Below are 24637 nucleotides of genomic sequence, written 5' to 3' on the forward strand. Positions count from 1 at the left end.
ACTACCGCTCCCGCTGATTCAAAAAATCTCTAGTTAAATTAAAATGATCCGTATCTTCATACGCGATTGGCTCGATTGCGGTTTCAGTATACTGAAAAATTTGCGCCCCCGGATAAGACGTCTTGTCGTTATGAATGGGATGAATAGTGCTTAAGTAATTGTTCCACCGGGATTCCATTGATTTTTAAACCCGTGATATCGCAGTCCGCGATCTCTACTCCGCTTAAATCGCAATTGGTAATTCTCGTATTGGATAACTGGCAATGATCAAAAGTGATTGGCGCGTAGCCGCCATCTTCGCGGTAATTGCCGTCGCCCTTTTGCGGGAGAACCACATTCGTGAACGTCGTCCCGAAGAGGTGGACATGATCCACTTGAGCGTTGCTTAGACTTGCATGTTGAATTCGGGTGTTAGACAAGTTCACGTTGGTGATCATCGACCGCTGCATATTAATGTCATTGTAAGCCATGCCGCTCATATTCGCATTATGAATGCTTGTCCCTGCCAGATTCACATCGTGAAAGGCCATATTCTCCGCACGCAATTTGCTAAACGTTGACCCTGTGATATCGCTCATTTGCACATTCAAACGATCCGTTTTCAAGTCCACACCGCTCAACCTCTCTTTTTTAAAATGCCATCATGTTTCATTATTTAGGGTGATACCCCTTCATTTTACACGAAACTCTCTTTTATCTCTACGAGACTATGCTACTAACGGACAAAGCCTCCTCGGCACATCAGCGCAGCGCGGGCGCAGAAACAATCCAGATAGGGCGCTAATTACCACTCGCGCAATTATATGCGAAAAATCATGTGCAATTTTACTCTATTGGGGGAAAATCGTTACATATATTCGAAAAATCATACACATTCGGCGCTAGTGAACCAAAATCGGTATATTGTATTCAAAAAATCATCTACATACATCCATAAAAAAACGCGATGCCCCTCACGGGATGCATCACGTCGAAATTATCGAACCTGCCAGGTATTCCTCGAGTACCTTAAGTTTTCATTTATTCAACCTTCAACAGCCGCCACTGTTGATTTTTGCCGCCGTTGTCGGTGTACTGGATGGCCGGAGCCCCGTTTTCTTCGGAAGCGCCGGAGATGTCGATCAACTTGCCGGTCGCCCGGTTTTTCAGTTTAAAGCTGCCGGCTCCGCTGTCGATAACCTGCCAGTGCTGGCTGGTCCAGCCGCCGTCATCCCACTGTTCGATCACGGCCCCGTTCGTCGTGGATCCGTTCTCGACGCCGATAAGTTTGCCGCTGCCGCGGTTCTGAATTTTATAGTAGCCGCTTCCCGCGCTAATGAATTTCCACTGCTGGCTGTACCAGCCGCTGTCGATATACTGCTCCAAGTTATCCCCGTTCGCCGTACCTTGGCCAACGACATTGAGCCCTTTGCCGCCATTCCGGTTCTCCAGCCAATAGTACGCGTTCGTATCGATCGCCGGCGACGAGGCGCTGATCGTACCCGTGCTCGTATCAATTGTGACATAGCTGCCCCAGTTCATTGATAGCGAGGTGCTCGTCGGGAATTGCAAAGGCAGCCAAACATAACGGGACTCCATGACTTTCCCGCTCCATGCTCCCGCCCAGCGATCCCCCATATACAAGTACGAGGTGGTGCTGGAGCCTTCAACCGGGAGCACATAAGCGCTCTGCGAGTCATATGTCGTACCGTCGCCGAAGTTGCTGAGGCCGCTCCAAGTACCGGCAATGGACGTGGCCGTAGCATACTTGCCCTGATTCGGATCCCAGCCGGTTGCGCCGGAGGTGACCAGGAAATAGACGCTGCCGCGCTTGAACATGGCGGGCGCTTCCCGGTACTGGCCGGTCCAGAGCGTTTGAACCAAAGAATCGACGCCCAGGAAGTCGGAAGTCAGCTTGTAGATGTTCAAATCGGCATTGACGCGCGTAGCCGAAATCAAATAAGCGGTGCCGTTATCATTGTAAACGGTCATATCCCTGGAATCGTAACCAAGCGGCCGGAAACTGCCGTGGTAGGTGTAGGCGCCGTCTACGGTGCTCGAGGAAGCGACGGCCGTTCGCGCCTGCCCGTAATCAACGCCGTTCTCCCAATGCATCCAGAGCACGAATTTGCCCGTGGAGCTGTTATAAATCACTTTCGGCCGCTCGATATTGGATACGTTCAGCTCAGCCGCCGAATTTTTCGTCAGCACATTGCTGCGGAATTCCCATGTTTTCAGATCCGTCGAGCGGTAGCAGGACACGGCATTGAAGGTTCCGTCCGTGTTCCGGTTCTCACCGAACCAATAGTAATAGCTGCCAACCTTGATGACGCCGCCGCCGTGGGCATGAATGACATTGCCGCTTGTATCCTTGAACTGGATGCCGTTCTGAAGCGTGACGGCAGCAGCTTCCGTCTCCTTGGCGAACAAGGCTGCGCCCAGCACTTGCCATGTTAAAACAATCGCCAGTATGAACCCGAATAAGCGCAGCGCCGGTCTTTTCCTTTTTTCCATCACATTCATCCGTCCTCTCATCGATTTTGTTTCCTGTCTCTTCCTGCTGCCGCAACAATAGCTCCGCTAATTATGAAGCGCTTACAATTATACTTTCCCATCACCTCCTCCTCCTTTACGATATAAGAATTCATGGCTCTGCTTCCACTGCAGAAAGCGAACATCTATGAACTTTTCATACTTTTCGGAGTGAACTTTTCGTCGATGCACTTTGGGAGACGTGAACGCATTCATTTTTACGCAAAAAAGAACCCCCATCATCCCGATGAAGGTTCAATTTCGCTCTTTCCTTAGCCCGCATTCTGCTGCTTCTGCCGCTGTCTGAATTTCATCAGCTCCGGCAGTGCGATGCCAAGCATTGTGACAACGACGCCAATCCATTGAACCGCTTGGACGGTCTCATGCAGCACCACATAAGACATGATAACGGCCGTTGGCAATTCCGCCGCGCTCATGATCGTTGCCATCCCCCCGCCGATCCGGGGGACGCCGATGGCGAAGCAGAGCGGCGGTATGACTACGCCGAAGAAAGCTAGCAGCAGTGCCCACGGCAGCAATTCCCCATGCAGAGAGCCGTTCCATAGGAAGTGCGGCGGATATACCGCCATCACGAGAATGATGGAGCCGGATTGCATAATGGCGCTTCGCGTGATTGGCGCGACACGGCTGGAAACTTTGCCGCTGAACATAATGAATAGCGCGTAAGTCAGAGCTGACAATAGTCCCAGCACAATGCCGATCAAGGAAGGAGCTTCTTGCCCGCCGTGCAAATAACCGCTTGCCATAAGGATACCGGCGAATAACAGGCAGAGAGCGAATATTTTCTCCTTGCCCGGCCGCCTGCGTTCGATCACGGCTTCCAGCACGATGCCTATCCATGTAAATTGAAAAAGCAAGATGATAGCGAAGGACGCCGAGACATACTGCAAGGCGCCATAATAAAAAATACCGGTCAATCCTGAAGTCGTGCCCACCGCCATCAGCGACAAAGCTTGCCGCGGCGACACCCTATACTTCGCAGTTGAAGCCCCCGTGCCACCTCTGTCGGACTTCGAGGTGACGAGGACCAGTGTCCAGATCATGAGCACGCCGAACAAGTTTTGGCTGCCCACCACATCTCCGACATGAAAACCCGACTCATACGCTTTCTTCACGAAAGTGGATAACAGCCCGAAGGAACAAGCGCCAGCGAGTACGTACAAATAATATTTCATCATAAGGATCGCATCAAGATATCTCTGACTGTATCACGGGTCATCAACTTGTATTGTCCGACTTGATTTTTCATAAATGATTTGTGAATTAATTCTTCGATTTTCGTATCATCGATCCCATAGTCCGCCAAGCAATTCGGCGCACCTAATGCATTCCAGAAGGACCGCAGCGCGTCAATTCCTTCATTCGCAATCTCAAGATCCGATTTGCCCGTCCCGTCCACACCGAAAACGGCCATCGCCAGCTTCTTCATCCGCGACGGATCGTCCTCCGCACAATGACGCATCCAATTCGGATAAATAATGGCCAGCCCGCCGCCATGCGGAATGTCATACACAGCAGACAATCCGTGCTCGATCTGGTGCGAAGCCCAGTCCCCGCCGTCCGTCCCGCACGACAATAACCCGTTGAAAGCCATTGTGCCCGCGTACATAATGGTTGCCCGGTGGTCGTAGCTGTTAGGATTCTCCAGCAGCTTAGGTGCAGCCTCGATAATCGTCTGTAGCACAGACTCCATGAACCGGTCCATCATCGGCGTATTGTCCGTCAGGTGGAAATACTGCTCCAACACGTGAGTCATCATGTCTACGATGCCGTAAACAGTCTGATCCATTGGAACCGAGTATGTATATTCGGGATCTAGAATGGAAAAAGCCGGATATGCCAGAGGACTGCTCCATCCGCGCTTCTCATTTTTCTCCCAGTGGGTAATGACGGAAATATTGTTCATCTCCGAGCCTGTCGCCGCAAGCGTCAGCACGGTTCCGAAAGGCAGCGCTCTGGCGGGAGCCGCTTTGCGTGTTATGATGTCCCACATGTCGCCTTCGTAAAAAACGCCGACCGCGATGGCTTTCACGCAGTCGATAACACTGCCGCCGCCAACGGCCAGGATAAGCTCGATGCCATGCTCACGGCACAGGTCGATGCCTCTCTTCACCGTCGTCAGACGCGGATTCGGTTCAACGCCGGACAGCTCAACGACTTCCGCTTGCATATGGCTAAGCTGCGCCTTAACAGCCTCATAAACTCCGTTGGTCTTAATGCTGCCGCCGCCGTAGACGAGCAGTACTTTCTTGCCGGCTGTGCCCAGCTCTTGCGCGAGCATCTCGATCTGCCCTTTGCCGAACCACAATTTGGTAGGATTCCATTGTAAAAATGATTGCATGCCTGTTACTCCCTTGATGTCTGATGTCTGATGTCTAACTACAGCAGTATACCACAAGTCCGATGCAATATCGAAAACAGCCCAGTTCCTTTGCCTAACCGGCTCATATGATAGATTGAGGTGAAGATTTCATGCCCAATTACCGCATCATCATCGACCTGTCCGATTTCCAACTGTACCTGCTCGATGGGAACCGGGTCGTACGGGGCTTCCCTGTCGGCATCGGCCGGATGGTGACCACAACGCCTACCGGCGAGTTTACCATCATTAACAAACAGCCTAACCCCGGCGGGCCCTTCGGCGTCCTCTGGATGGGTTTAAGCAAGCCGCATTATGGCATTCACGGTACCAATGACCCCTCCTCCATCGGCAAGCATACGTCTCATGGGTGCATCCGGATGTATAACGAGGATGTGCTTCAGCTGTCCGCTCTGGTCCCCATCCACACGCGAGTGACGATCCGGCCATGAATAAAAACCGCACAGCCAAGCTGTGCGGTTTTTGACGGTTAGATCCGGTGCACCGGCAAGGAGAACGAAATCGTGCAGCCTTTGCCAAGCCGGCTCTCCGCCCAGATTTGTCCCCCGTGGTACTGGACGATCTCTTTGGCGATAGCCAGGCCCAAGCCGCTGCCGCCGGATGTGCTGCGTGATTTGGAAACCTTATAGAACCTTTCGAAAATGTGCGGCAAATCTTCTTCGCCAATACCCACACCCGTATCAGACACCCGAATGACCAGCTCCTGAGGATCCCCTTTCATTTCTACCCGGACATGAATGAACCCGCCTCGCGGTGAGAACTTGATCGCATTGTAAATGATATTGGCGTAGACCTGTTCGATCCGGTCCGCATCCACAGTCAGCAGCAGTTCCTCGCCATCGGTTTGGTCCATCTCCAGCGTGTAGGTGATTCCCGCATTCGCGCAATCCAGCTCATACTTGGCAAACAGTTGACGCACCATCGTCTGGCAAGAGGTCGGCGCCAGTTGGAAATGAAACTGCTTCGTCTCCATCCGGCTCAGTTGATACAGATCGGTAATCAATCGCTGAATACCGACGATCCGCATATGAACGACGGACAAATACTTCCGCTGTTCTTCCGGCTCCTGGATCACCCCGTCGAGAATCGCCTCGACATAACCCTGAATGGACGTTAACGGCGTCCCCAAATCATGGGAGATGTTCGACAGCAAGTCTCTGCGCGACGTCTCCATCAGAATCAATTCATTCGTCCGCTCTTTCACCTTGGACTCCAGATCGTTGTACAGCCTTGCATTTTCAATCGAGATCGCCGCTTGAGCGGACAGCAGCTTAATAATATCGAGCCGATCGGAGGTGAACGCATTGCGGATCAAATTATTTTCCAAATAAAAAACGCCGACCAGATTGCCCTGATGCAGAATCGGCTCGCAGAAAATCGATCGGCCTTCCGCTGCCCGAATATAAGGGTCATGCGTAAAAATCCCTTTGTTCGCCGCATCATCCAGAACGACGCCTTCCTTCGTGCGCGCAACGAATTGAATGACCGCCGTCGGCAGGTCCTCCCTCGTCTCAAGGGCCACTGAGCTTACAATGCAGGAATCTTTGCCGTCAATAGCGAGCATTTCGGCCTCAACATACAAACTGTCCTTTTCTTTCAGGACAAGAATGCTGCGCTCCGCGCCTGACGAATAGGTAACGATCTCCATGAGCCGTTTAATCAGCTGCTCCAGATTCACTTCACTGGACAGCGATCTCGACGTGTTCATAATCGTCATGAAATCGAGCGCCTGCAGCGAGTAATCGCTAATATTCGTCGCACTCCAGTCCTGCTGTTCCTTCAGCGAGGTCAAATAGTTCGGGTAGCGCATTTTCAGCTCATCCGCCTTGGCATTGGCCCCCCAGCTCAAATACCCGTAATAGGCATCGATGAGATACGTTTTCGCGATTTTCTCCCGGCCGGCATCCCGGTACAGCTTGCCCGCCAGCTCGCACGCAATCGCCTCATGCTGGATAAAGCCCTGTTCCCGCGCCAACCGGATCGATGTTTCGTATTCCTGCTCGGCCTTCTGGAAGCTGCCGGTAACCCTGTACCATTCAGCCCGCATCAGGGAAACGAGATGAGAGAAATTCTCCGGGCAGTGCGCGGCCCATTTGTCCATCTTGCGCAGCATCTTCCCGACCTGCTTGGCCAGCTGCTTCTGCTCATGGACCGCTGCTTCCTTGTACATGGCGGCAATCGCCAGCACATAATAGAAGTAATTCTCCGGGATGTGGAACAGTCCGAAAGAAACAGACTGCATCGGCTCCGCTTCCTTGCCCGTCTTTAAGGCATCCGCATATTGACCGAACAAATAATACAGCATCATTTTCTTAACTTTATATTCGTGCAAAATCACTTGGTTCGGATGAATCTCCAGCTTCCGGATAAACCGCTCCTCCTGTTCCTCGTCAGCACCGAGGATGAGCGGATTGCCGGCTTTTCCTTCCAGGTTTTCGTTGACCATCCGCAGCATTTCCAACATAAGCAAGGTATCATGATGATTCGTCTGTTCCAAAATCCGATAGTGCTTGTTCAAATCCTCCTGCACTTCGGGGAGCGGAACCCCTTGGAAGTCTTTGGCCAGCACCTGGTAAGTCAGCGCATAGCCTGCAAAAACCAAATCGCCGTCCTCAATTCCGCTCTTGAAGGAATCTTTGAGATGCTCCAGACTTACGCTAAGCGGCTTCACCCACGGCGTGACGAATAACCCGAAGGAGAAATGGCTTTTGCTGCGGAATTGATGCGACTGAAATCGCTCGTTCAATCTGGCGCCGAGCTGCCCGTACTGATAGCCAAGCTGATAATCCCCGAAGCCGGAACCGAGAATAAGGCCATAGGAGCCGTATACATACGCCATAACCGGCGTATTGCCGTATTTCAGGGCATGCTTGGTCATGATCAGCATAAATAATACGAACAGGTTCGTATTGACGAAATAAGCGGCGATCGCAATACTCATCATCAAGTTCATCAGTTTGAAGCGGTATTCATCTTCCATGATCGGTAAATCGTACAGCTGCAGTGTATTTTTGCGACCGATTTTGGCCTTCAAATTCATGTATGCAGCGAAAATATTCACGCCCGTCGGTTCGCTCGGAATGCGCAGCCCTTGTTCGGCCAACGCCTTCAAGCCCACTTCGACGCTCTTGCGCTGTTTGCCGACATTCGTATACAAAATGACCTGCAGGTTATAGACTTCGAGCTTCAGCTCGCTCGTGCGCGCATCCTGCAGCAGCTGCTCGTAAGAAGTTTCCGCTTCATCCGCTTGCCCGTTCAGGTACAGCACTTCCGACTTCTCCAACCGGATCGAGAAGCTGAACTCCGCCATATCTTGGTTCTCAACCTGCTTGAGCAGCTCCAAGGCTTTGTTGTAATACTGCAGCGCGGAACGATAAGCGTTGGACGATTTGGCTTTGCGGCCTGCGCGGAGATTGAACTCCAGCAGATTGATTTTCTCCTGCCGCTCCGTTAATAGAACGGATCCGAAATTCATATGGTTCACGATGTCGAACAAGCGCTGCTCGATCTGATCCTCCGACAAATGCGCAAGCAGTTGACGCGTAATATTCAGATGCATCTCCGGCAGCTGAGCTTGCTCGATCGAACCGTAAACGGCTTCCTGGATGGAATCGTGCACGAACATGAAGCGGATGTCTTGAGCGGCCGAGTTGCCCTGCGAATCATTATAAAATTTATAATCCGTACCGACCGGAATGATCAAGCCCGTCTGGATGGAAACTTCCAGCTCCTGCAGCACCTCGGCGAATGAGGTCATCGCAATGATGCCGAGCGCCTCCAGATCGAAGGTGGCTCCCAAGCATGCCGCTTGCCGCAATAGATATTGCGTTCTGGCCGGCATGCGCTGCAGCTTCTCGGCGAGCAGGAACATGAGATTATCGGTTATGCGGAGCTTCTGGATTTCATTCATATCCCATATCCAGCGGTTTGCTTCATAGCTGTAAGCGAGCAAATTTTGCTCGTAGAGCGCAGTAAGAAATTGTTTGACGAAGAACGGATTGCCTCCGGTCTTTTGGAGAATGAGCTGCGCCAGATCGGCAACCTGCCGCTGCTCGGTCTTCAGCGATTCGGCGATGAGCTGCGTCACGTCGGTCATTTCGAAAGCCTTCAGCGCAATGCGTTCCGAGACGAGCCGCTCCGGCAGCTTGTCAAGCAGCTGCACATGCGTGGTGGACAACCAATTCGTATCATATTCGCTCCGGTAAGAGCCGATGAACAGGAAATGCTTCATCTGCGAATCGTTCAGCAGCAGATCGATGAACTGCAGAGACGCCGCATCCGCCCATTGCAAATCATCGAGGAACAGGACGATCGGTCTTTCCTTGGAGCAGAAGATGAGCAGAAATTGCTGCAGCAAGAAGTGCAGCCGATTCTGCGTTTCCTGCGGCGGAAGCTGCTTCGCATTGGGCTGCTCCCCGATCAGCAGACTCAGCTCCGGTATCAGATCGGTCAGCACCTTGCCGCTCGTGCCGAGCACCTTGAGCAATTTCCCGCGATAATCTTCGATCTGCTGATCCTTCTCCGTCAGCAGCTGGCGGACGAGCTGGCGCAGCGCTCTGGACAGCGCATGGTAAGATACATGCTGTTTGCCAGGCTCGAACCGCCCGGACAAGAACCAGTTGTTATCTTTCATAATCATCTTCATCGTCTCGGCGATGAGAAACGATTTGCCGTATCCCGACTCTCCCGTCACCCAGACGGCCTCGAGCGAGCCATGCACGGCGCGCCCGTAGACGTGAAGCAGCCTTTCGGTTTCCTGGGCTCTGCCGTATAACCCCTGGGGAATTTGAAACATATCCGTCATATCATATAGGCCAATAGGGAAATCGGGATACTCCTGCGGCGCATTCACCATCATGAGGCAATGCTCCAGATCCTGAATAATGCCGTAGGCGCTTTGGTAACGGTCCTCCGCATTCTTGGCGAGCAGCTTCATCACAATCTCGGATAGCGGCTTCGGAATATCCATGCGGATCTTGTCCGGAGGAGTCGGCGTCACGGCAAAATGGCAGTGAATAAGCTCAACCGGATCTTCCGTTTGGAACGGAAGCCTGCCCGTGAGCATTTCGTAGAAGGTCACGCCGAGCGAATAATAATCGGAACGATAATCGATCATCCGGTTCATGCGCCCCGTCTGCTCGGGAGACATGTAACTGAGCGTACCTTCCAGCATGAGGGGGTCTATCATTTCTTGACGTTCGCGTGTAAAGGAGGAAATGCTGAAATCCGCCATCTTCATGATCTTTTTATCAGGATTAATGATGATATTGCCCGGTTTAATATCTTTATGAATAACATAACGCTGGTGAATATCTCCGACGATCTTGACCAATTGAATAGCTGCCGTCAGAAATGCTTCAAGCGATTGGCGGAACATAGGAAAATACGCCGACAGCGTATCTCCGTCGAAATCCTCCAGAATGAGCGCGACGCTGTTCTGATATTTGGGCAGCGCCAACGGTTTCACAATCCCGGAAATATCCAGCATTTTACCGATTTCATATTCACGCTTCAATCGCGCGCTATCTGCTGAAACCGGATAATCCGACCGCAGCGTTTTGATAATCACTTTCTCCATCGTCGGCTTATGGATGGCCCGGTAGAGCACGGTCCGGTCGCCTTGATAAATCTGTCTGATCAATTCGTATTCCGGCAAAATTAACATACATTCCTCCTAGTAAACCTAGCTGCCAAATGCTGTCGCAGACAAGCGCCCCTCCGCTTCCGGGCGCGCATTGCCGGCGGTTATGTAGTTAAAACAATTTCCCGTCCCACGGAAGCCCTTTCTCGAAACGCTTCTTATCGTGGATATGGTATGGCTTGAGCACATCGAGATGCCACAGTTCGAACGTATACATCTCCCAAATTTCACAGCGTTTGGCCTTCGAACCGTCCCGGTCCAAAATCGCGTTAACCGCACGCCGCGCCGCTTCATTCGCCCCTTCCATCGTAGCCAGATTCGTGTTCGTGCGAACGTAATCGGCTGCCAGGAACAGATTCGGGATGCCGGTATAAGCTTCGGGACGGTCGTCCCAAGTGCCTACGCGGTTAATAAGCAGCGGCTCCATGTTCGTGTTGGCGCCGATTGGATTATCGAACTGGATATCAGTATCGAGGAACCAGGAATGGAGCACCTCGTCCTCCAAAATGACGGCGCCGTCGACATTCAAGCTTTTCTTCATCTGCGCCCATACTTCTTCCTTGATCTCTTCGGCCGTGCAGAACGTAGCCGGTTTGCCGTACAGAATGCCCGGCGTATCCCAATCGGATATATCAACGGAGAGAATGCCTTTGACGGTCCCGTCGCCATACTCACTCAAGTGAACATTCGGCCAAAATTGCTTCTGCGAAACGGACGTCAGCGACCATGGCGCATCCAGATAGATGACGTGTCCATGCGTTATTGTGACATCTTCTTTCAAATAAAACTGAATGCCGTTCATCCAAGCCACAGAATCGACGAGACGCTGCACGCCTGCAAGTTTAGGATCGGCTTCCAGCATAGCGTCCGTGATGAATTTGCCCATCACTTCAACCGGGAAGGCCGCAATGTAATAATCGGCTTCAATGTCGTAGGTCTCCCCGTTTTCCGTAATGGTCGCACCGCGAATGATGCCGTCCGCGCAGTCGATGCTTTCGACTTTGGCTGCCAAGTGATAGTCAACGCCCTTCTCGCGCAAGAACGTGAGCCATGGGTTCACCCATTTATCGTTGGTAGGTCCGTTCAGCAAGCGAACGAAGCTGGTGCCCGGCATCGTAATGTCGAGCGTCATCTGTGCGGCAACGGGACCTACGGTCTGTGTATTGGCGATTTTGGACTGGCAAGCTACGAGCGTTTTGGTGAAGCCGGCGAATATTTTCTGGAAAGCCGGGGACTGCTGCTCCGCTTCTATAAAGGTCCACCAGTCGATCAGATTGTATTCCTCGCGGATCCGCTCATCGCAGGAAGTCATCACCTGCCACAGCTTGCGCCCGTACTGCTCCATATCGTCCATCGACAGGCCCAGGTTATTGTCGAACAGATCCCGGATCACGACGAGGAAGTTATCGAGACTGAACTCGATTTTGGCTAACAACGGAAGCAGCGGAGCTGTGTAGGTCGCGATATCGAGTCTAGTTACTTCCATTAAATTATCATATACGGTGCCATTCTCATAGGGAATATTTTGCAGTGTATCGATGACATGCCGGTAAAAGCGCGGGAACAACCGGAAACCATGTTCGCCGGGCAGATCTCTTCGGCCGTCGACGCCGCTGCCCACATAGGGCATGCTTCTTGCTTTACCTCCGGGAATACTCTTAAACTCGTAAACCGAGACTTCATAGCCTCTCGTAATTAATTCGTGCGCAGCGCTCATGCCTGCGACACCGCCACCTAGAATTGCGACTTTTTTCACCATAATTCCCCCTTGAATTGGAGCATATTGTAAAATAATCTGTAAACTATCATATCATTTAGGTCATTTGAATCATAGAGTTTAGTTCAATAGAAAGAATAAAAACCGCAATTAATATTTATATTACAAATCAACTAGGTCTCAAATCGTTTTTCAAGAATGAATTGCCGCATAAGACAATGAATGAAGCCGCTGATCAGAAATCCCAGCACGCTGACTTGTCGAATTATCTCCCTCTAAGACAGTCAAAACTCGCTTCTGAGGGCGGAACCGGTCCGATCTCCGTGTGGCCGCAGCTTAAAGGATGCATTCCGTACGACATTGGCTGATCCTTTGGACTCAATTAGCACTAACTTGTTCCAAAACGGAGGAAAAAAGTGTACAGTATAGGCATTGAAATAACTGCTTACCGCCTCAGGGTCCAAGTTCGGCTTGGTTCCCGTTCACCGCTTCACCCATGGAGTGAATTCAAACCTTTACCCATATAGAACTAAAGCCACCTGCACGTTCACCCGTTTGCACCGTTCGTCCAGCCCGTTTGTACCAAGTCCGAATGTTTTTGGCAAAATTCTACAAAAAATTCGAATTTTTACGTGTTTTTTTAAACCCATATCCCAAAATTCCTATATCACACCGAATCATATATAATAAAGGCAATTCTTAATGATGAGAGAGGGTTGATTTTCCATGCATAACAAGATGGGGACACGATACATACCGGGAACCCGGATCATCTCATTGCCTCAAGGCGCTCTTCATAATGGAGAAGATACATTTCTGACTCGCAAAGTGCTTCTGTATCATATAAAGCTTCAGCCTGGGCAAATCGGTGCCGACTATATGCGGACTCTTCACCACAAAGCTGCATTCATTCATGACGGGTTCCAGCATATTCTCGATACGTCGGTGGAAGAAGATTCCGTCACGATTATTCTGCAAGCCAAGCAAGGATCGCTATTTTCCGGACAGGTGAACCGTCAAAAATGGACCTTTCAAGCCGTCGTCGCAATGATCGCCGACTTGGGGGTATCTCTCCTGGACGCACTGGAGGAGCGTATCACAGGCTTCTCCGTAGCCCCGGAGAACCTGTGGCTGGACGACCATGGCAAGCTTTCCGTCATCAACTACTGGGATGAAGCGGATGCGCAATCGCAGGGGGCGATCGGTCTATGCCGGTTAATGATACAGTTATTTAGCGGGAGTCAGCCCGTGACGGGTGCCTTTGAGGTCATGCACACGCACTTGGAGCGTGCGGTTATTCCAACTGCCACACCAGATCAGAAGGCAGCCTTGGTGAAGCTTGTGAAGCTCATCTGTCAAGGCCAAGCGTCGCTGTCATCCTTGGTCTTCGGACTGCGCAGCTTGCAGCCGGCGGCCCAAGAACATAGCGCGCCAATGCACGCTGTGCACCCTCCCAGGCAGGTGAAGCTGCAGGAGACAGCGCTCCTAGAGGAAGCAGCCGAAGAAGAAGACGAGGAGTCGGAGGCGTCCGGCTCGACCGGAAGCGCGCTCCGCAAGACCGGCATCGGGGCGGCCGCCGTTCTCGCCGTCGCTGCCGGCGCCTGGATTCTCTGGCCTTCCGCTGAGCAGGAAGTGCCGGCTTCCGTGCCGCCGGTTCAGACGGCGACGCCGGCGCCGACCACCAGCACGCCGACACCATCGGCTGCCCCAACGAAGCCGGCCGGGAATGCGAGTAAGGAAGCGGAGCCGATCGTCTTCCCTAATCTCGTCGGTAAGCAGTTGACGGATGCCGAGAAGCAGGCTTTGGAGGTAGGATTGCACTACAATTACGTCATCGAAGCGAACGATCTCCCTAAGGGAACCGTCATTAGGCAGGAACCTCAGCCTGGTGCTAACGGGATGCAGGGTGACAACGTGACGTTCTGGGTGAGCAAGGGCAGTCAATAATCAAAGGAGCTAAGCGCTTAACGCTTAGCTCCTTTGTTATTGGCAGATATTCAGATCAGCCGCCGGGCTATCCCCGGCAGCACGCCGATCACACCTTAATCTGTTCGATGGACTTCCGCATCACGTCCGTTAAACCGCTCAGCGCATCGGCCGAATCGGCGATTTCCTGCGCTATGCGAAGCTGCTCGTGCGTCAGTTTATGAATATTCGATGTTCCGTCCGACGAAGATTTGGCAATGTGCGCGATATCCACAACCGATGCAGCCACTTCCTCGGAGCCGGCCGACATCTGCTCCGTCACGGAGGAAATGTCGTGGACCTGATCGGAGACGAAACGAAACTGCTCTACGATATGGCGGAATAACGCCTCCGCCTTCGCGGAGAGGTCGGCGCCCGTTCGGATCTCGCTCATTCCCGCTTCCATCGACTCGCCCATTCGTTCGATTTCCAAGTGAATGTTATGCAGCAAGGAAGCGATGAGCTTCGCCGATGCCGCCGCATGATCGGCAAGCTTGCGCACTTCGCCGGCGACGACCGCGAAGCCTGCGCCATGCTCGCCGGCCCTCGCCGCTTCGATTGAAGCATTCAGCGCCAGCAGCTTCGTCTGCTCCGAAATGTCGGAGATTGCGTTAAGCGCAACGCCGATTTCCTTCGAGTGTCCGCGCAGGGACGCGGCCCGATGAAGCGCCTCCTCCGTCGTTGCCGTAATCGTCACGAACTGTCCATTCATATTGCGGACGATCTCTTGACCCGCTTCAGCGCTCTCCAGAGCGCTGCCCGATGCATCGGAGACCGTTAAGGAAGCTTCCGATATCCGCTGAATGGCCGCCGCCATCTCTTCCATCGAGCGCGCGCTCTCATTCGTGCTATATTGCACGGTATTCGCACCGTCGGCAACCGCCTTGAGCGAGTCGTTCACGTTCGTATTCATCACCAGCAAGCGGTGAGCCTGCTTGTTGAAGTGCTGCGTCGTCTCAACGAACTGATCCGAAGTATGCGCCACATTCGAGACGATCTCCCGCAGCATATCGTTAATATCATGCGCCATCCGCATCATCGCTTTATATACCGCACCGATTTCATCGACAGAACGCACCGGATTCGCGACAAGCTGCTCCTTGGCGCGGATGAAGTCGCCTTTCGCGATGCTTTCGGCACCGGCCCCGATCCACTGCAGCGGCCGCAGCGCCCTGGATACGAACAGCATGACAAGACCGAGTCCCAGCAGCGTCAGCACGAGCATGAGCCCATACACGGGCAGGTTGCTCTTCATGACACTTGCGGATATTTGTTCCGTCACACCGGCTTCCGTATCGATGCCAAGAATGGCGATCACTTTGCCCTCGGCATTAGTCACAGGAGAGTAAGTCGATATGTACTTTCCGTATTTCGGATCGTCAACGATATCGGAACTCGCCGAGCTTCCCCCCAGCAAAGTATCGATCTCCGTATCGGATATTTCCGTCTCCTCACCGATCGGTGAAGCGACATCGGAGTTTCGGGGCTGGCCGTCAATCATAATGAGGGCCTTGCGCTGCTCGTCGAAGCGAACGAGATACACATACAAAGCACCGATTTGCTTGCGATAAGTATCCAACTCCTGCCTGATACTCCAGTACAGTTCGTTCTCCTGCGGATTCTTCAGGAACTGCTCCAGTCTGGCTGCATCCATCCCCTTGGTGTAACTCTCTGACAGACGGATCCCATAGCTGGATATCGCCTTCATACCGGCATGTTTGGCGTTTCGGAGCTCCATGGTGATATAACCCGCCGACAACACCACAATAACCAGCATCACTGCAGCAACAATTCGCACAACCAAATGTTTCCGTAACCATGTAACGCCTTGCAACATCATGACTGCCCCCTTAGTTCCACTTCATCTTTCGATTGTTTTCGACACAAGTTGCATTTCCCCTTCTTCCTCCACGAAAAAAATTGGTCCTAAAGTCCCAATGAAAAAAAGATGGCCTGGGTTACTCCCGGCCACCTTCTATCTGCTCTATATGAATTACCTCTTACGGTCTATTAACTTTCATTACTCGATTGCCATCGATGGTTGGCTTCAAGGCTATCCATCATCTTCTTCATGGAGATTTGAATTTGCTCCTTTGAGGGCAAGGAAAGCGTGTTGTAGGTTTGCTTGACGACATCCGTTAACACCGAATCAAACATATATTCAAACTGTTCGTTATTCAATATGATTTCCCTCCTTATTTACATGATATTGGAAATTCCCCTAATCTCATCATACCGTGAAGCGCCCCGAATATCAGCGCAAAATTTCGATGCGCAATTGCACCTCCCTCTTTCACGAATGCGCATCTTTTTTTGCGCAAAAATAAAAAAAGATAACAAGTAGATTTCAGAAAAATCTAATTGCAATCTTTTTGAGAGATTTGGTAAAATTAAGGAAAGCAGGAAGTGTCTAAACCCATTTTCCTTCGGATCGTTCTTATCAGGCCATGAGAGGAAGTCATAGCGCTTGAATCATACCATGCATAAAGCGCTCTTATTCTTTTGTTTACTCTGCATTCAAGTTTGGTTTTTATTTCTAACGTTTCAATATACGTTCTACGGCATTCAATTGCAGAGGAACGACCAGAAGGAATGGAGCATCCAATCTTTTCAGATCGAACGCGTGGGCTCGGAGCTGGGCTTGCAGGTCGGGGACAAGGTCGTTCGCGTCAATGATCGGGATCCTAACGAGAACAAAATTGTCAGCAAGTGGGCGACGCTGGAGCAAGCTCATAGCGTTACGGTGGCCAGGGGCGACCAAACGATTCGTGTCAGCTTGAACGAAGACGTTCAACCCGCCTTTGACTTTATTTCGCTGTTCGGGGAAATATTCAGCTTATGCGTCTCCTTCATTATTTTCTGGAAAATTCCGCAATCCCGAGCCGCACGTTTATTGTCACTCGTCTTCCTTAGCGTAGGCGTCATTTTCATGTGCATTCCACCCTCAGCCAGAGGTGATAGTCTCGCGAGGGTGCTCGTCAGCGATCTCGTCATGCTGCTGCCGGTTGTTTTTGCCCAATTCCTGACTCTATTCTTCAACGAAAGATGCGGCACCTCCCTGCCGGTCCGCTATTTCCGGTATGTGTATGCAGGCATGCTGCTGATTTTCATTGGCAGATGTCTCTACTTCACGCCGATTGATACATACGGCTTCTATCAATTTGATTATCCGAGCGTCGTTATCGCATTCCTGATCGGCTTCCTGTTTAACGTCGGAATACTTATTTACGTATTTGTCCGTTTCCGCCGGGATAACGTATCCGTTCAAGCGCTTATCAAGATCGTGTGGGGAGCGTTCTTCATTTCTACCGCACCGCTCGTCTTTTTGTCTTTTGTGCCGATTCTGATCCGGGGTGTCCCGCTCGTCAAGCCGCTTTATACCGGATATTGCGTTGCCTTGTTTCCCTTAGCGTTTACCTATATGATTGTTTCGAAACAATGGTTTGACGTTCATATATTACTGCGCCGCATTATCTATACGACCCTTATTTCCATGGTTCCGAGTTTTCTTATTGTTCTAATGCTCGCACTTATTTTCGGTCGTTCGGCGACCATCGGCACGTTAGCGTTCAGCTTCCTGTTTATCCTAACGGTAATTTCCTTTCTGCTGTATCTACTGGAATACTTCGTGACGAAGCTGGATGCCGTTATGTTTCCTAAGAAATTTTACCTCCAGCTCTCGCTCAAGAAAATCGCCAGAAATTTGCGCACGATCACGAGCTTCCGTGAATTGAAGGACATTATTCTCGTGGATATCGTGAACACCCTGAATATACATGGCGGTGCAATCGTCATTCATTATCCGCAAGGTATGGAGACGATTGGAGAAGGCGAAATGGATCTTCACGAGGTGGAGCAGTACATTCGCGAAGATCGGCTGGACGATGCCAATTACGCCATATTTGTCATTAACCAGAACGAAGAATACGCATGTTACTTGGTCACGGGACGCAAGAAAATGAATACCTCCCTGAGCCTGGAGGAACGGCAGTGGCTGAGTCTGATCATATCCTACCTGGCCGTAAGCCTGGAAAATATTTACCTGATTCGGAAATTGACGATGAAGCTCCATGAATTAGCGTCCCAGATCCCGAACGAAGAAGCCGGTCAAGACGTCGTATGGCTGCGCAAGTCGCTGTTTGAGCTGCAGGAGCAGGAGCGTTACCGGCTTGCTACGGATCTGCATGATACGACGATGCAGGACATTTTGCTCGTTCGCCGAAGATTGGTCTCCTTCATCGACAATAACGAGGACCGGCAGCAAGTTCTCCATGCCATCAAGCATCTGGATCTGGTCAACGAGAGTTTGCGCCAAAGCTGCTTCGAGCTGCATCCGCATTTGCTCCAGAATATCGGGCTTATCCAGACGATTCAAGCGACACTGGATCTCGATATTGGGCTGAACGAATACGAGACCCATTTCCAATATGACGGAGTCTCCATCATTGAAAGACTGGACATGGACATGAAGAAGCATCTGTTTCGTATTTTCCAAGAACTGATGCACAATGCCAAGAAGCATGCCCAAGCCGCACAAGTGATCATTAAATTGGCCGTTATCGAGAAATATGTCATCTTGTCGTACAAGGATAATGGCGTTGGTCTCGATCCCCAAGCGCTTGCCAGGGACAAGAGGCTGCATGCGATCGCCAATTCCGGCCTCGGACTTGAACAAATGAAAAGCCGCGTGCTGCATCTGAACGGACATATGGATCTGCAATCAGAGAAAGGAAATGGCCTTGAGCTGACCATCCGGATCCCCATACCTGCGCAGGAAGGAAGGATTTCATGAATAAGCAATCGAAAATTTTGATCGTAGACGATCATCCTTTAATGGCTGAAGCGACTTCGAGCACGTTAAAGCAGATCGACGGCGTGCAGATTGTCGGAATTGCCTCTACCGCCAAACAATGCCTGGAATTGATGGACGTTCATGTTCCCGACATCGTTTTCCTTGATTTCAATCTACCCGATCAATACGGCGACGAGGTTGCCAAGATTATCAAAGGCAAATACCCTGCAACCCATCTAGTCATTTTCTCTGGCGTCGAATTATCCCATCTCTACAACCATCTGATCGGGCTTGAGGTCAGTGCCGTCATCTCCAAAGAGTCCAGCGGAACGCTGATCAAAAGCCTCGTAACCTTGCTGCAAGAAAACTTTACGGTCGTACCGGTGCCTGTCTTTCATAAAATGAGAGTTTCCAGCGGCAATCTGCATCAAACCGATCTGCTTGACGATGATGAAGTGAACATGATGACCATGATCGTACAAGGCTTAACGAATGAGCAGATGGCCGAGGAGGTGCACATGAGCAAACGTACCGTCGACAACTATGTCCGCAAAATTTACGAGAAGCTCGGGGTCAAATCACGTGCGCAAGCGGTCGACAAGTTCAATCAATTCAAGCACATCTTCGATGTCAATCGGCGATAAAGACGAAGAGGTCAACCAGATAACATACTGGCTGACCTCTTCTTGTTTATTACTTGGCGTGCAGCTTCTCAACCGCTCGAAGCGCAGCTGCAATTTCCCGTTCAACGGCAAGTGACACCACATCCGTGTGCGGATCATACACTTCCCGAAGATCGGCATCGGCGTAGCCGTCCAGCGCAACGATCGCTCCCGCACGCACACCGCGAAGCGAAGCGATCACATAAAGCGCGGAGATTTCCATCTCTACGGCTAGTGCTCCGGCTCGCTTATATTTCTGATGCGGGAATTCCTCGACGCCTTGGAAGAAAGCGTCCAACGTCACCGTGATCCCTTTCTTCACGAGGCCTTCCGTCTCGCCAGCCGCTTCATACAGCGCTTGAACGACATCGGAGTCGGCAACCGCCGGGTACCCGGCCGGTACGAGCTGGCGGGTCAACCCTTCTTCGCGCACCGCAGCCGTGCTGACGACAAGGCTTCCCGGCGGGACATCCGCCGAGTAGGAACCTGCCGTGCCTACGCGAATCAATGTCGTCACGCCGCCTTTGATCAATTCTTCGAAGCACACCGCCGCTCCCGGCGATCCGACGCCATGGCTGACGACGGTGACGGGCACCCCTGACGATGTCCCGACGAACGTCCGGTATTCCCGGCTGAAAGATAGCTCACGCTTATCGTCCAGCTTCCCTGCGATCGCTTCCGCGCGGAACGGATCGCCGCAAACGATCGCGTAAGGAGTAAGATCCTCCGAGTTTACTTGCAAAATCGATAACCACATCTTAATCGAACTCCTTTCTTACCCATTCATCCTCCGGAATCGGAATCGCTTCGCCGGAGAAACGCTCCTCCTTGAACGGATCGGCGACGTTATGGAAGCCGCTGCGCTCCCAGAAGCCTTCGCGGTCTTCCTTCATAAATTCAATGCCGCGTAACCATTTGGCGCTCTTCCAGAAATAGAGATGGGGCACAACGAGGCGCAGCGGCCATCCATGCTTCGGCGTTAACGGCTTGCCGTCATAATGGAAGGCCAGCAGAATATCATCTCCCATCAGGTCTTGAAGCGGCACATTCGTTTCATAATCGTTGTCGGCGTGCAGCATGACATGCTTGGCTTCCGGCTTCACCTCGATGAGCTGCAGGAAATCGCGAAAGCGTACTCCCTCCCATGGAGTGTCCAGCTTCGACCAGCGAGTAACGCAGTGAATGTCGCAAACGATCTGCGTCCGGGGGAGCGCGAGAATGTCCTCATACCGGAATGTCTTCTCTTGCGTCACTTCACCGAAAACGCGCAGCGACCATTCGCTCATCTCGTAATTCGGCACTTCTCCTTCGTGCAGGATCGGGAACCGTTCCGTCACGGCCTGACCGGGCGGAACCCGGTGGGCAATCTCCTGCGGAACCGCTACGGCCGGAATTGGCATGCGCTTGAGGCGCTCGGCTTTACTGTCTTTATGCATGTGTTCCTTCTCCTATCTGGAGCTGCCGTTAGCCTTCTGCGCATCGGCCAAATAATTGCTTTTCCGGAAGAAGAGCATAGCCAGCAGCGTCACGACGTAAGGCAGCATTTGTGTAAAATGGGTAGGCAGCGAGAAGCCCTGAAGCCGGATACTGAACGCATCCATCAAGCCGAACAGAAGGCTCGATGCCATGACGCCTATCGGATTGGCTTGTCCGAGCATCGTCGCTACGAGAGCGATGAAGCCTCTTCCGGCCGTCATGCCTTCCGTGAACATCGTCACTTGTCCGAGGGAGAGCTGCGCGCCTGCCAATCCGCAGAGCAGACCGCAGATGAGCACGGCGATATACTGCATCCGGTTCACTTTAATCCCGATGCTTCTGCTCGCAACCGGGTTCTCGCCTACCGCGATCAGGCGGAAGCCCAGCACGGATTTGAATAAAAAGTAATGAAGCGCGAACACCAGGATGAAAGCCAAGTAGACGAGCGGAGAATGCCCGGAGACGATGCCCCCGATGACGGGAATGTCCTGAATGACCGGAATCTCCCATTTCGGCAAGCCGATCATATTTTTATCGTAGAAAGCGCCTTTGACATGAAAGATAGCCCGCAAGCAAAAAGCGGTCAAGCCTAAAGCTAGAAAATTAAACGAAATCCCTACGACGATCACGTTGGCCTGCAAATGGATGCTGATGTAAGCGAATATGAGCGAGAACAGCATCGTCACGGCGACTGCGATCAGGACGGCAAGGAACACATTGCCCGTGTAGAAGTTGCCTACGATCGCCGTGAAGGCGCCAACGAGCACGAAGCCTTCCAAACCTACGTTAAACAGGCCGACTCGCGAGCAAATCGCGCCGCCGAGTGCGGCAAGCAGAATCGGCGCCACCATCCGAAGCATGGAATTGAATAATGACACATCAAGAAGATGCTCCATCGCCGCTGCCTCCTTTCCGTCTTTTCCATAAGGTGTAACTGAACTTTGCGGTCACGAACAAAATGAGCAGGGATTGAATGACACTGGAAATCTCAAGCGGGATGTTCGTGTTCCGTTCGACGCCCATTCCGCCGGTTTGCAAGGCTGCAAGCAGGATGGCGGCAATCGCCGTCCCGAGCGGGTGGGCGCCGGACAATAGCGTCGCCATGATGCCCGACCAGGCATATCCCGGATTCGTAATCATGCCGTCGGTATACCTGTACTGCATCCCGAGCACTTCAACGGCTCCTGCCAGTCCGGCAAAGGCGCCGCTCGCGAACATGCTGAGCAGCATCACTTTCCCTCTGTTGACGCCGCCGTAGGCAGCAAACAACGGATTATACCCGAGCATGCGGATTTCATATCCGAGGGCCGTATATTTAATGAAGAGATACAGGACAACCGCCAGCACAATCGCAATGATGAAGCCGCCGTGAATGCTCATCCCTTGAAACAATTTGGGCAGCCATACGCCCTTATCAATCATCATGCTTTGCGCCAGTGCAGCCGATCCGGTTTTGTCCTTAAGCGGATAGGCAACGAGATAACCGGCGAACAAGGCCGCTATGTAATTGAGCAGCAGTGTCGTGATGATCAGATTCATCCGGAACTTGGCATCCAGCCAACCGGCGAAAGCGGACCATATGCCTCCGGCAAGAATCCCGCCGAGAATGGCGCCGAGCAGCTTAAACATAGCCGGTCCCGGCAAATACAGCGCAATCATGGCGCTCGATAGCGCGCCAAGAATCATTTGACCTTCCGATCCCATATTGAAGAATCCGGCACGGAAAGCGATCGATACGCCTAATCCTACAAGAATGAGCGGCGTCGCTCTCGTTAAGGTATTCGTAATGAAGTAGAAATTGCCGAAGGCACCTTTCCACATCTGCGCATAGGTGTCAATAACCGATCCGCCGATCAACGCTATGGCGATAGCACCGCCAAGCAAGCCGATCACAACGGCAAGCAGCGGCTGGATCCAAGCGCTTATATTCAGACGTCCTTTAAGCATTTGATTCTCCCCCCGCCATCCATAGACTGATCTGCTCTTCCGTCGCGCGCTCCGCAGAAATTTCCCCGGCTATTCGGCCTTCATACATAACAAGAATGCGATCCGACAACTTCAGAATTTCCGTTAATTCGGACGATACCAAGAGGATTGCGCCTCCCTCGTCTCTTTTGCGCAGCAGCTCCTGATGAATAATCTCCATCGCCCCGATATCAACACCGCGCGTAGGCTCGGCCGCAATAAGGAACGGCTGCTTCTGGGCGATTTCCCTAGCGACGATCAGCTTCTGCAAATTGCCGCCGGACAAGAACTTCGCCTTCGTCTCTTGCGAGCCGGTCTTGATCTGAAATTGCCGGATGAAGCCGTCGACCATCTCCCGCAGCTGTTTGCCGGCGAGCAGGCCGGTGCGCGCCTGCTTTCTGTGGTGGCCCATCGTGCCATTCTCCAGCACGGTTCCCTCTTTGGCCGCCCCCCATTGGTAGCGGTCCTCCGGCACATGCGAAAGTCCGATTTCTCTGATCTCGCGAACCGAACGTCCCGCCACGGATTCGCCCAACAAGCGGATCTCCCCTTGATCGATCGGCAGCAGACCGGAAATCGCTTGAATGAGCTGGGACTGTCCGTTACCCGAAATCCCTGCAATGCCGACGATCTCACCTGCGCTGACCTGCAAACTGACACGATCCAGAACAGGCTTTCCTTTGTCTCCGGCTATCGTAATCTCTTTCACTTGAACAACCGCGTCGCCGATGACCGCTTGTTTCTTGGACATCGGGACGAGCTCCCTGCCGACCATCAATTTGGACAACTGCTCGACATCGGTAGCTTGCGTCGAAACTTCCCCCGTTACCTTACCGTCGCGCAGCACGGTGACGCGGTCCGCAATTTCCATCACTTCATGCAGCTTATGCGTAATGATGATGAAGCTTTTGCCCTGATCGGCCAATGCCCGCATAATGACCAGCAGCTCTTTCGCTTCAAGAGGCGTCAGCACGCCGGTAGGCTCGTCCAAAATAATGATGTCGGCGCCTTGATAGAGCACCTTCAAAATCTCGACCCGCTGCTGCAAGCCAAGCGGGCAATCCGCGACCTTCCGGTGCGGATCGATCGGCAGCCGGTATTTCTCGCATAAGGCCTCTACTTGCTGAACCGCCGTTTTGCGGTCAAATGCCACCCCCGCTCGCGGCTCGTTCCCAATCACGATATTTTCCGCAACGGTGAAGGTAGGAAAGAGCATGAAGTGCTGATGCACCATGCCGATTCCGTGACGGATCGCATCCGTCGGATTGGAGAACCGGATCTCCTGGCCGTTCAAAAGAATGCTTCCTGCCGTAGGCTGCTCCATGCCGTATAAGATGCGCATTAGCGTTGTTTTGCCGGCACCGTTCTCCCCGACCAACGCGTGAATCTCACCTTGACGCAGCGAGAAATCAACGTTGGAATTTGCTGTTAAATTGCCATATGCTTTCGTAATTTGACGCATTTGAAGCAGCATAACGGTTTATCGCTCCTCTACCTAGACATGAGG

Annotated in this window: 17 protein-coding genes and 1 pseudogene; 4 read left to right on the forward strand and 14 right to left on the reverse strand. The window is 52.1% G+C overall.

What is annotated here, in order from left to right; genetic code table 11:
- Positions 1-128 precede the first annotated feature (128 nt).
- The 4 genes from PUT07_RS17225 to PUT07_RS17240 form a co-directional block, all read right to left on the reverse strand.
- Positions 129-611, reverse strand: a complete 483-nt coding sequence (locus tag PUT07_RS17225; protein WP_274469535.1) for a pentapeptide repeat-containing protein — start codon at positions 609-611, stop codon at positions 129-131.
- A gap of 409 nt (positions 612-1020) precedes the next feature.
- Positions 1021-2493, reverse strand: a complete 1473-nt coding sequence (locus PUT07_RS17230; RefSeq protein ID WP_274469536.1) for an RICIN domain-containing protein — start codon at positions 2491-2493, stop codon at positions 1021-1023.
- A 290-nt stretch (positions 2494-2783) separates the two neighbouring features.
- On the reverse strand, positions 2784-3710 hold the full coding sequence (locus PUT07_RS17235; RefSeq protein WP_274469537.1) for an EamA family transporter: 927 nt from the start codon (positions 3708-3710) through the stop codon (positions 2784-2786).
- On the reverse strand, positions 3707-4873 hold the full coding sequence (locus PUT07_RS17240; protein WP_274469540.1) for an iron-containing alcohol dehydrogenase: 1167 nt from the start codon (positions 4871-4873) through the stop codon (positions 3707-3709). The genes PUT07_RS17235 and PUT07_RS17240 overlap by 4 nt, the downstream gene beginning before the upstream one ends.
- Positions 4874-5004: 131 nt before the next feature.
- Here PUT07_RS17240 and PUT07_RS17245 point away from each other — a divergent pair, with 131 nt between their 5' ends.
- Complete coding sequence (locus tag PUT07_RS17245) at positions 5005-5343, forward strand: L,D-transpeptidase (RefSeq protein WP_274469541.1); 339 nt, start codon at positions 5005-5007, stop codon at positions 5341-5343.
- A gap of 38 nt (positions 5344-5381) precedes the next feature.
- Here the strand turns inward: PUT07_RS17245 and PUT07_RS35625 are convergent, their stop codons facing one another.
- The 3 genes and pseudogenes from PUT07_RS35625 to PUT07_RS17255 form a co-directional block, all read right to left on the reverse strand.
- Positions 5382-5885, reverse strand: coding sequence for a sensor histidine kinase (locus PUT07_RS35625; protein WP_379240343.1), 504 nt, complete (start codon positions 5883-5885; stop codon positions 5382-5384).
- 3 nt (positions 5886-5888) lie between these two features.
- Positions 5889-10577 (reverse strand): annotated as a pseudogene (locus PUT07_RS17250) (AAA family ATPase); the annotation flags it as partial.
- 88 nt (positions 10578-10665) lie between these two features.
- Complete coding sequence (locus PUT07_RS17255) at positions 10666-12312, reverse strand: hydroxysqualene dehydroxylase (RefSeq protein WP_274469547.1); 1647 nt, start codon at positions 12310-12312, stop codon at positions 10666-10668.
- A 684-nt stretch (positions 12313-12996) separates the two neighbouring features.
- Here PUT07_RS17255 and PUT07_RS17260 point away from each other — a divergent pair.
- Positions 12997-14217, forward strand: coding sequence for a PASTA domain-containing protein (locus tag PUT07_RS17260; protein ID WP_274469548.1), 1221 nt, complete (start codon positions 12997-12999; stop codon positions 14215-14217).
- Between the two features lie 88 nt (positions 14218-14305).
- Here the strand turns inward: PUT07_RS17260 and PUT07_RS17265 are convergent, their stop codons facing one another.
- On the reverse strand, positions 14306-16075 hold the full coding sequence (locus PUT07_RS17265; protein WP_274469549.1) for a methyl-accepting chemotaxis protein: 1770 nt from the start codon (positions 16073-16075) through the stop codon (positions 14306-14308).
- A 170-nt stretch (positions 16076-16245) separates the two neighbouring features.
- A complete protein-coding gene (locus PUT07_RS17270) occupies positions 16246-16416 on the reverse strand; it encodes a hypothetical protein (protein WP_274469550.1) in 171 nt (56 codons plus the stop codon).
- 286 nt (positions 16417-16702) lie between these two features.
- Here PUT07_RS17270 and PUT07_RS17275 point away from each other — a divergent pair, with 286 nt between their 5' ends.
- Positions 16703-19027: a sensor histidine kinase gene (locus PUT07_RS17275; RefSeq protein ID WP_274469551.1), complete on the forward strand. Its 2325-nt coding sequence runs from the start codon at positions 16703-16705 to the stop codon at positions 19025-19027.
- Complete coding sequence (locus tag PUT07_RS17280; RefSeq protein ID WP_274469552.1) at positions 19024-19671, forward strand: response regulator transcription factor; 648 nt, start codon at positions 19024-19026, stop codon at positions 19669-19671. Before PUT07_RS17275 ends, PUT07_RS17280 begins: the two co-directional genes overlap by 4 nt.
- A gap of 49 nt (positions 19672-19720) precedes the next feature.
- Here PUT07_RS17280 and PUT07_RS17285 read toward each other — a convergent pair whose 3' ends face one another.
- Genes PUT07_RS17285 through PUT07_RS17305 form a run of 5 tightly spaced genes read right to left on the reverse strand, consistent with a single transcriptional unit; the run spans position 19721 to position 24604 of the window.
- Positions 19721-20446: a nucleoside phosphorylase gene (locus tag PUT07_RS17285; protein ID WP_274469553.1), complete on the reverse strand. Its 726-nt coding sequence runs from the start codon at positions 20444-20446 to the stop codon at positions 19721-19723.
- A gap of 1 nt (position 20447) precedes the next feature.
- A complete protein-coding gene (locus PUT07_RS17290) occupies positions 20448-21125 on the reverse strand; it encodes a sulfite oxidase-like oxidoreductase (RefSeq protein WP_274469554.1) in 678 nt (225 codons plus the stop codon).
- Positions 21126-21137: 12 nt separating this feature from the next.
- On the reverse strand, positions 21138-22061 hold the full coding sequence (locus PUT07_RS17295) for an ABC transporter permease (RefSeq protein ID WP_274469555.1): 924 nt from the start codon (positions 22059-22061) through the stop codon (positions 21138-21140).
- Positions 22045-23112: an ABC transporter permease gene (locus tag PUT07_RS17300; RefSeq protein ID WP_274469556.1), complete on the reverse strand. Its 1068-nt coding sequence runs from the start codon at positions 23110-23112 to the stop codon at positions 22045-22047. The genes PUT07_RS17295 and PUT07_RS17300 overlap by 17 nt, the downstream gene beginning before the upstream one ends.
- Entirely contained in the window at positions 23105-24604 is a 1500-nt protein-coding gene (locus tag PUT07_RS17305) for an ABC transporter ATP-binding protein (RefSeq protein ID WP_274469557.1), read from the reverse strand. The genes PUT07_RS17300 and PUT07_RS17305 overlap by 8 nt, the downstream gene beginning before the upstream one ends.
- Positions 24605-24637: the final 33 nt, after the last annotated feature.

The organism is Paenibacillus sp. MAHUQ-63, assembly GCF_028765165.1.
Classification (GTDB): Bacteria; Bacillota; Bacilli; order Paenibacillales; family NBRC-103111; genus Paenibacillus_E.

Bases quoted from the DNA above. Each gene is read 5' to 3' on its own strand.
- PUT07_RS17230 (WP_274469536.1), bottom strand. From the start codon at position 2,493: ATGGAAAAAAGGAAAAGACCGGCGCTGCGCTTATTCGGGTTCATACTG.
- PUT07_RS17235 (WP_274469537.1), bottom strand. From the start codon at position 3,710: ATGATGAAATATTATTTGTACGTACTCGCTGGCGCTTGTTCCTTCGGG.
- PUT07_RS17240 (WP_274469540.1), bottom strand. From the start codon at position 4,873: ATGCAATCATTTTTACAATGGAATCCTACCAAATTGTGGTTCGGCAAA.
- PUT07_RS17245 (WP_274469541.1), top strand. From the start codon at position 5,005: ATGCCCAATTACCGCATCATCATCGACCTGTCCGATTTCCAACTGTAC.
- PUT07_RS35625 (WP_379240343.1), bottom strand. From the start codon at position 5,885: ATGGAGACGAAGCAGTTTCATTTCCAACTGGCGCCGACCTCTTGCCAG.
- PUT07_RS17255 (WP_274469547.1), bottom strand. From the start codon at position 12,312: ATGGTGAAAAAAGTCGCAATTCTAGGTGGCGGTGTCGCAGGCATGAGC.
- PUT07_RS17260 (WP_274469548.1), top strand. From the start codon at position 12,997: ATGCATAACAAGATGGGGACACGATACATACCGGGAACCCGGATCATC.
- PUT07_RS17265 (WP_274469549.1), bottom strand. From the start codon at position 16,075: ATGATGTTGCAAGGCGTTACATGGTTACGGAAACATTTGGTTGTGCGA.
- PUT07_RS17280 (WP_274469552.1), top strand. From the start codon at position 19,024: ATGAATAAGCAATCGAAAATTTTGATCGTAGACGATCATCCTTTAATG.
- PUT07_RS17285 (WP_274469553.1), bottom strand. From the start codon at position 20,446: ATGTGGTTATCGATTTTGCAAGTAAACTCGGAGGATCTTACTCCTTAC.
- PUT07_RS17290 (WP_274469554.1), bottom strand. From the start codon at position 21,125: ATGCATAAAGACAGTAAAGCCGAGCGCCTCAAGCGCATGCCAATTCCG.
- PUT07_RS17295 (WP_274469555.1), bottom strand. From the start codon at position 22,061: ATGGAGCATCTTCTTGATGTGTCATTATTCAATTCCATGCTTCGGATG.
- PUT07_RS17300 (WP_274469556.1), bottom strand. From the start codon at position 23,112: ATGCTTAAAGGACGTCTGAATATAAGCGCTTGGATCCAGCCGCTGCTT.
- PUT07_RS17305 (WP_274469557.1), bottom strand. From the start codon at position 24,604: ATGCTGCTTCAAATGCGTCAAATTACGAAAGCATATGGCAATTTAACA.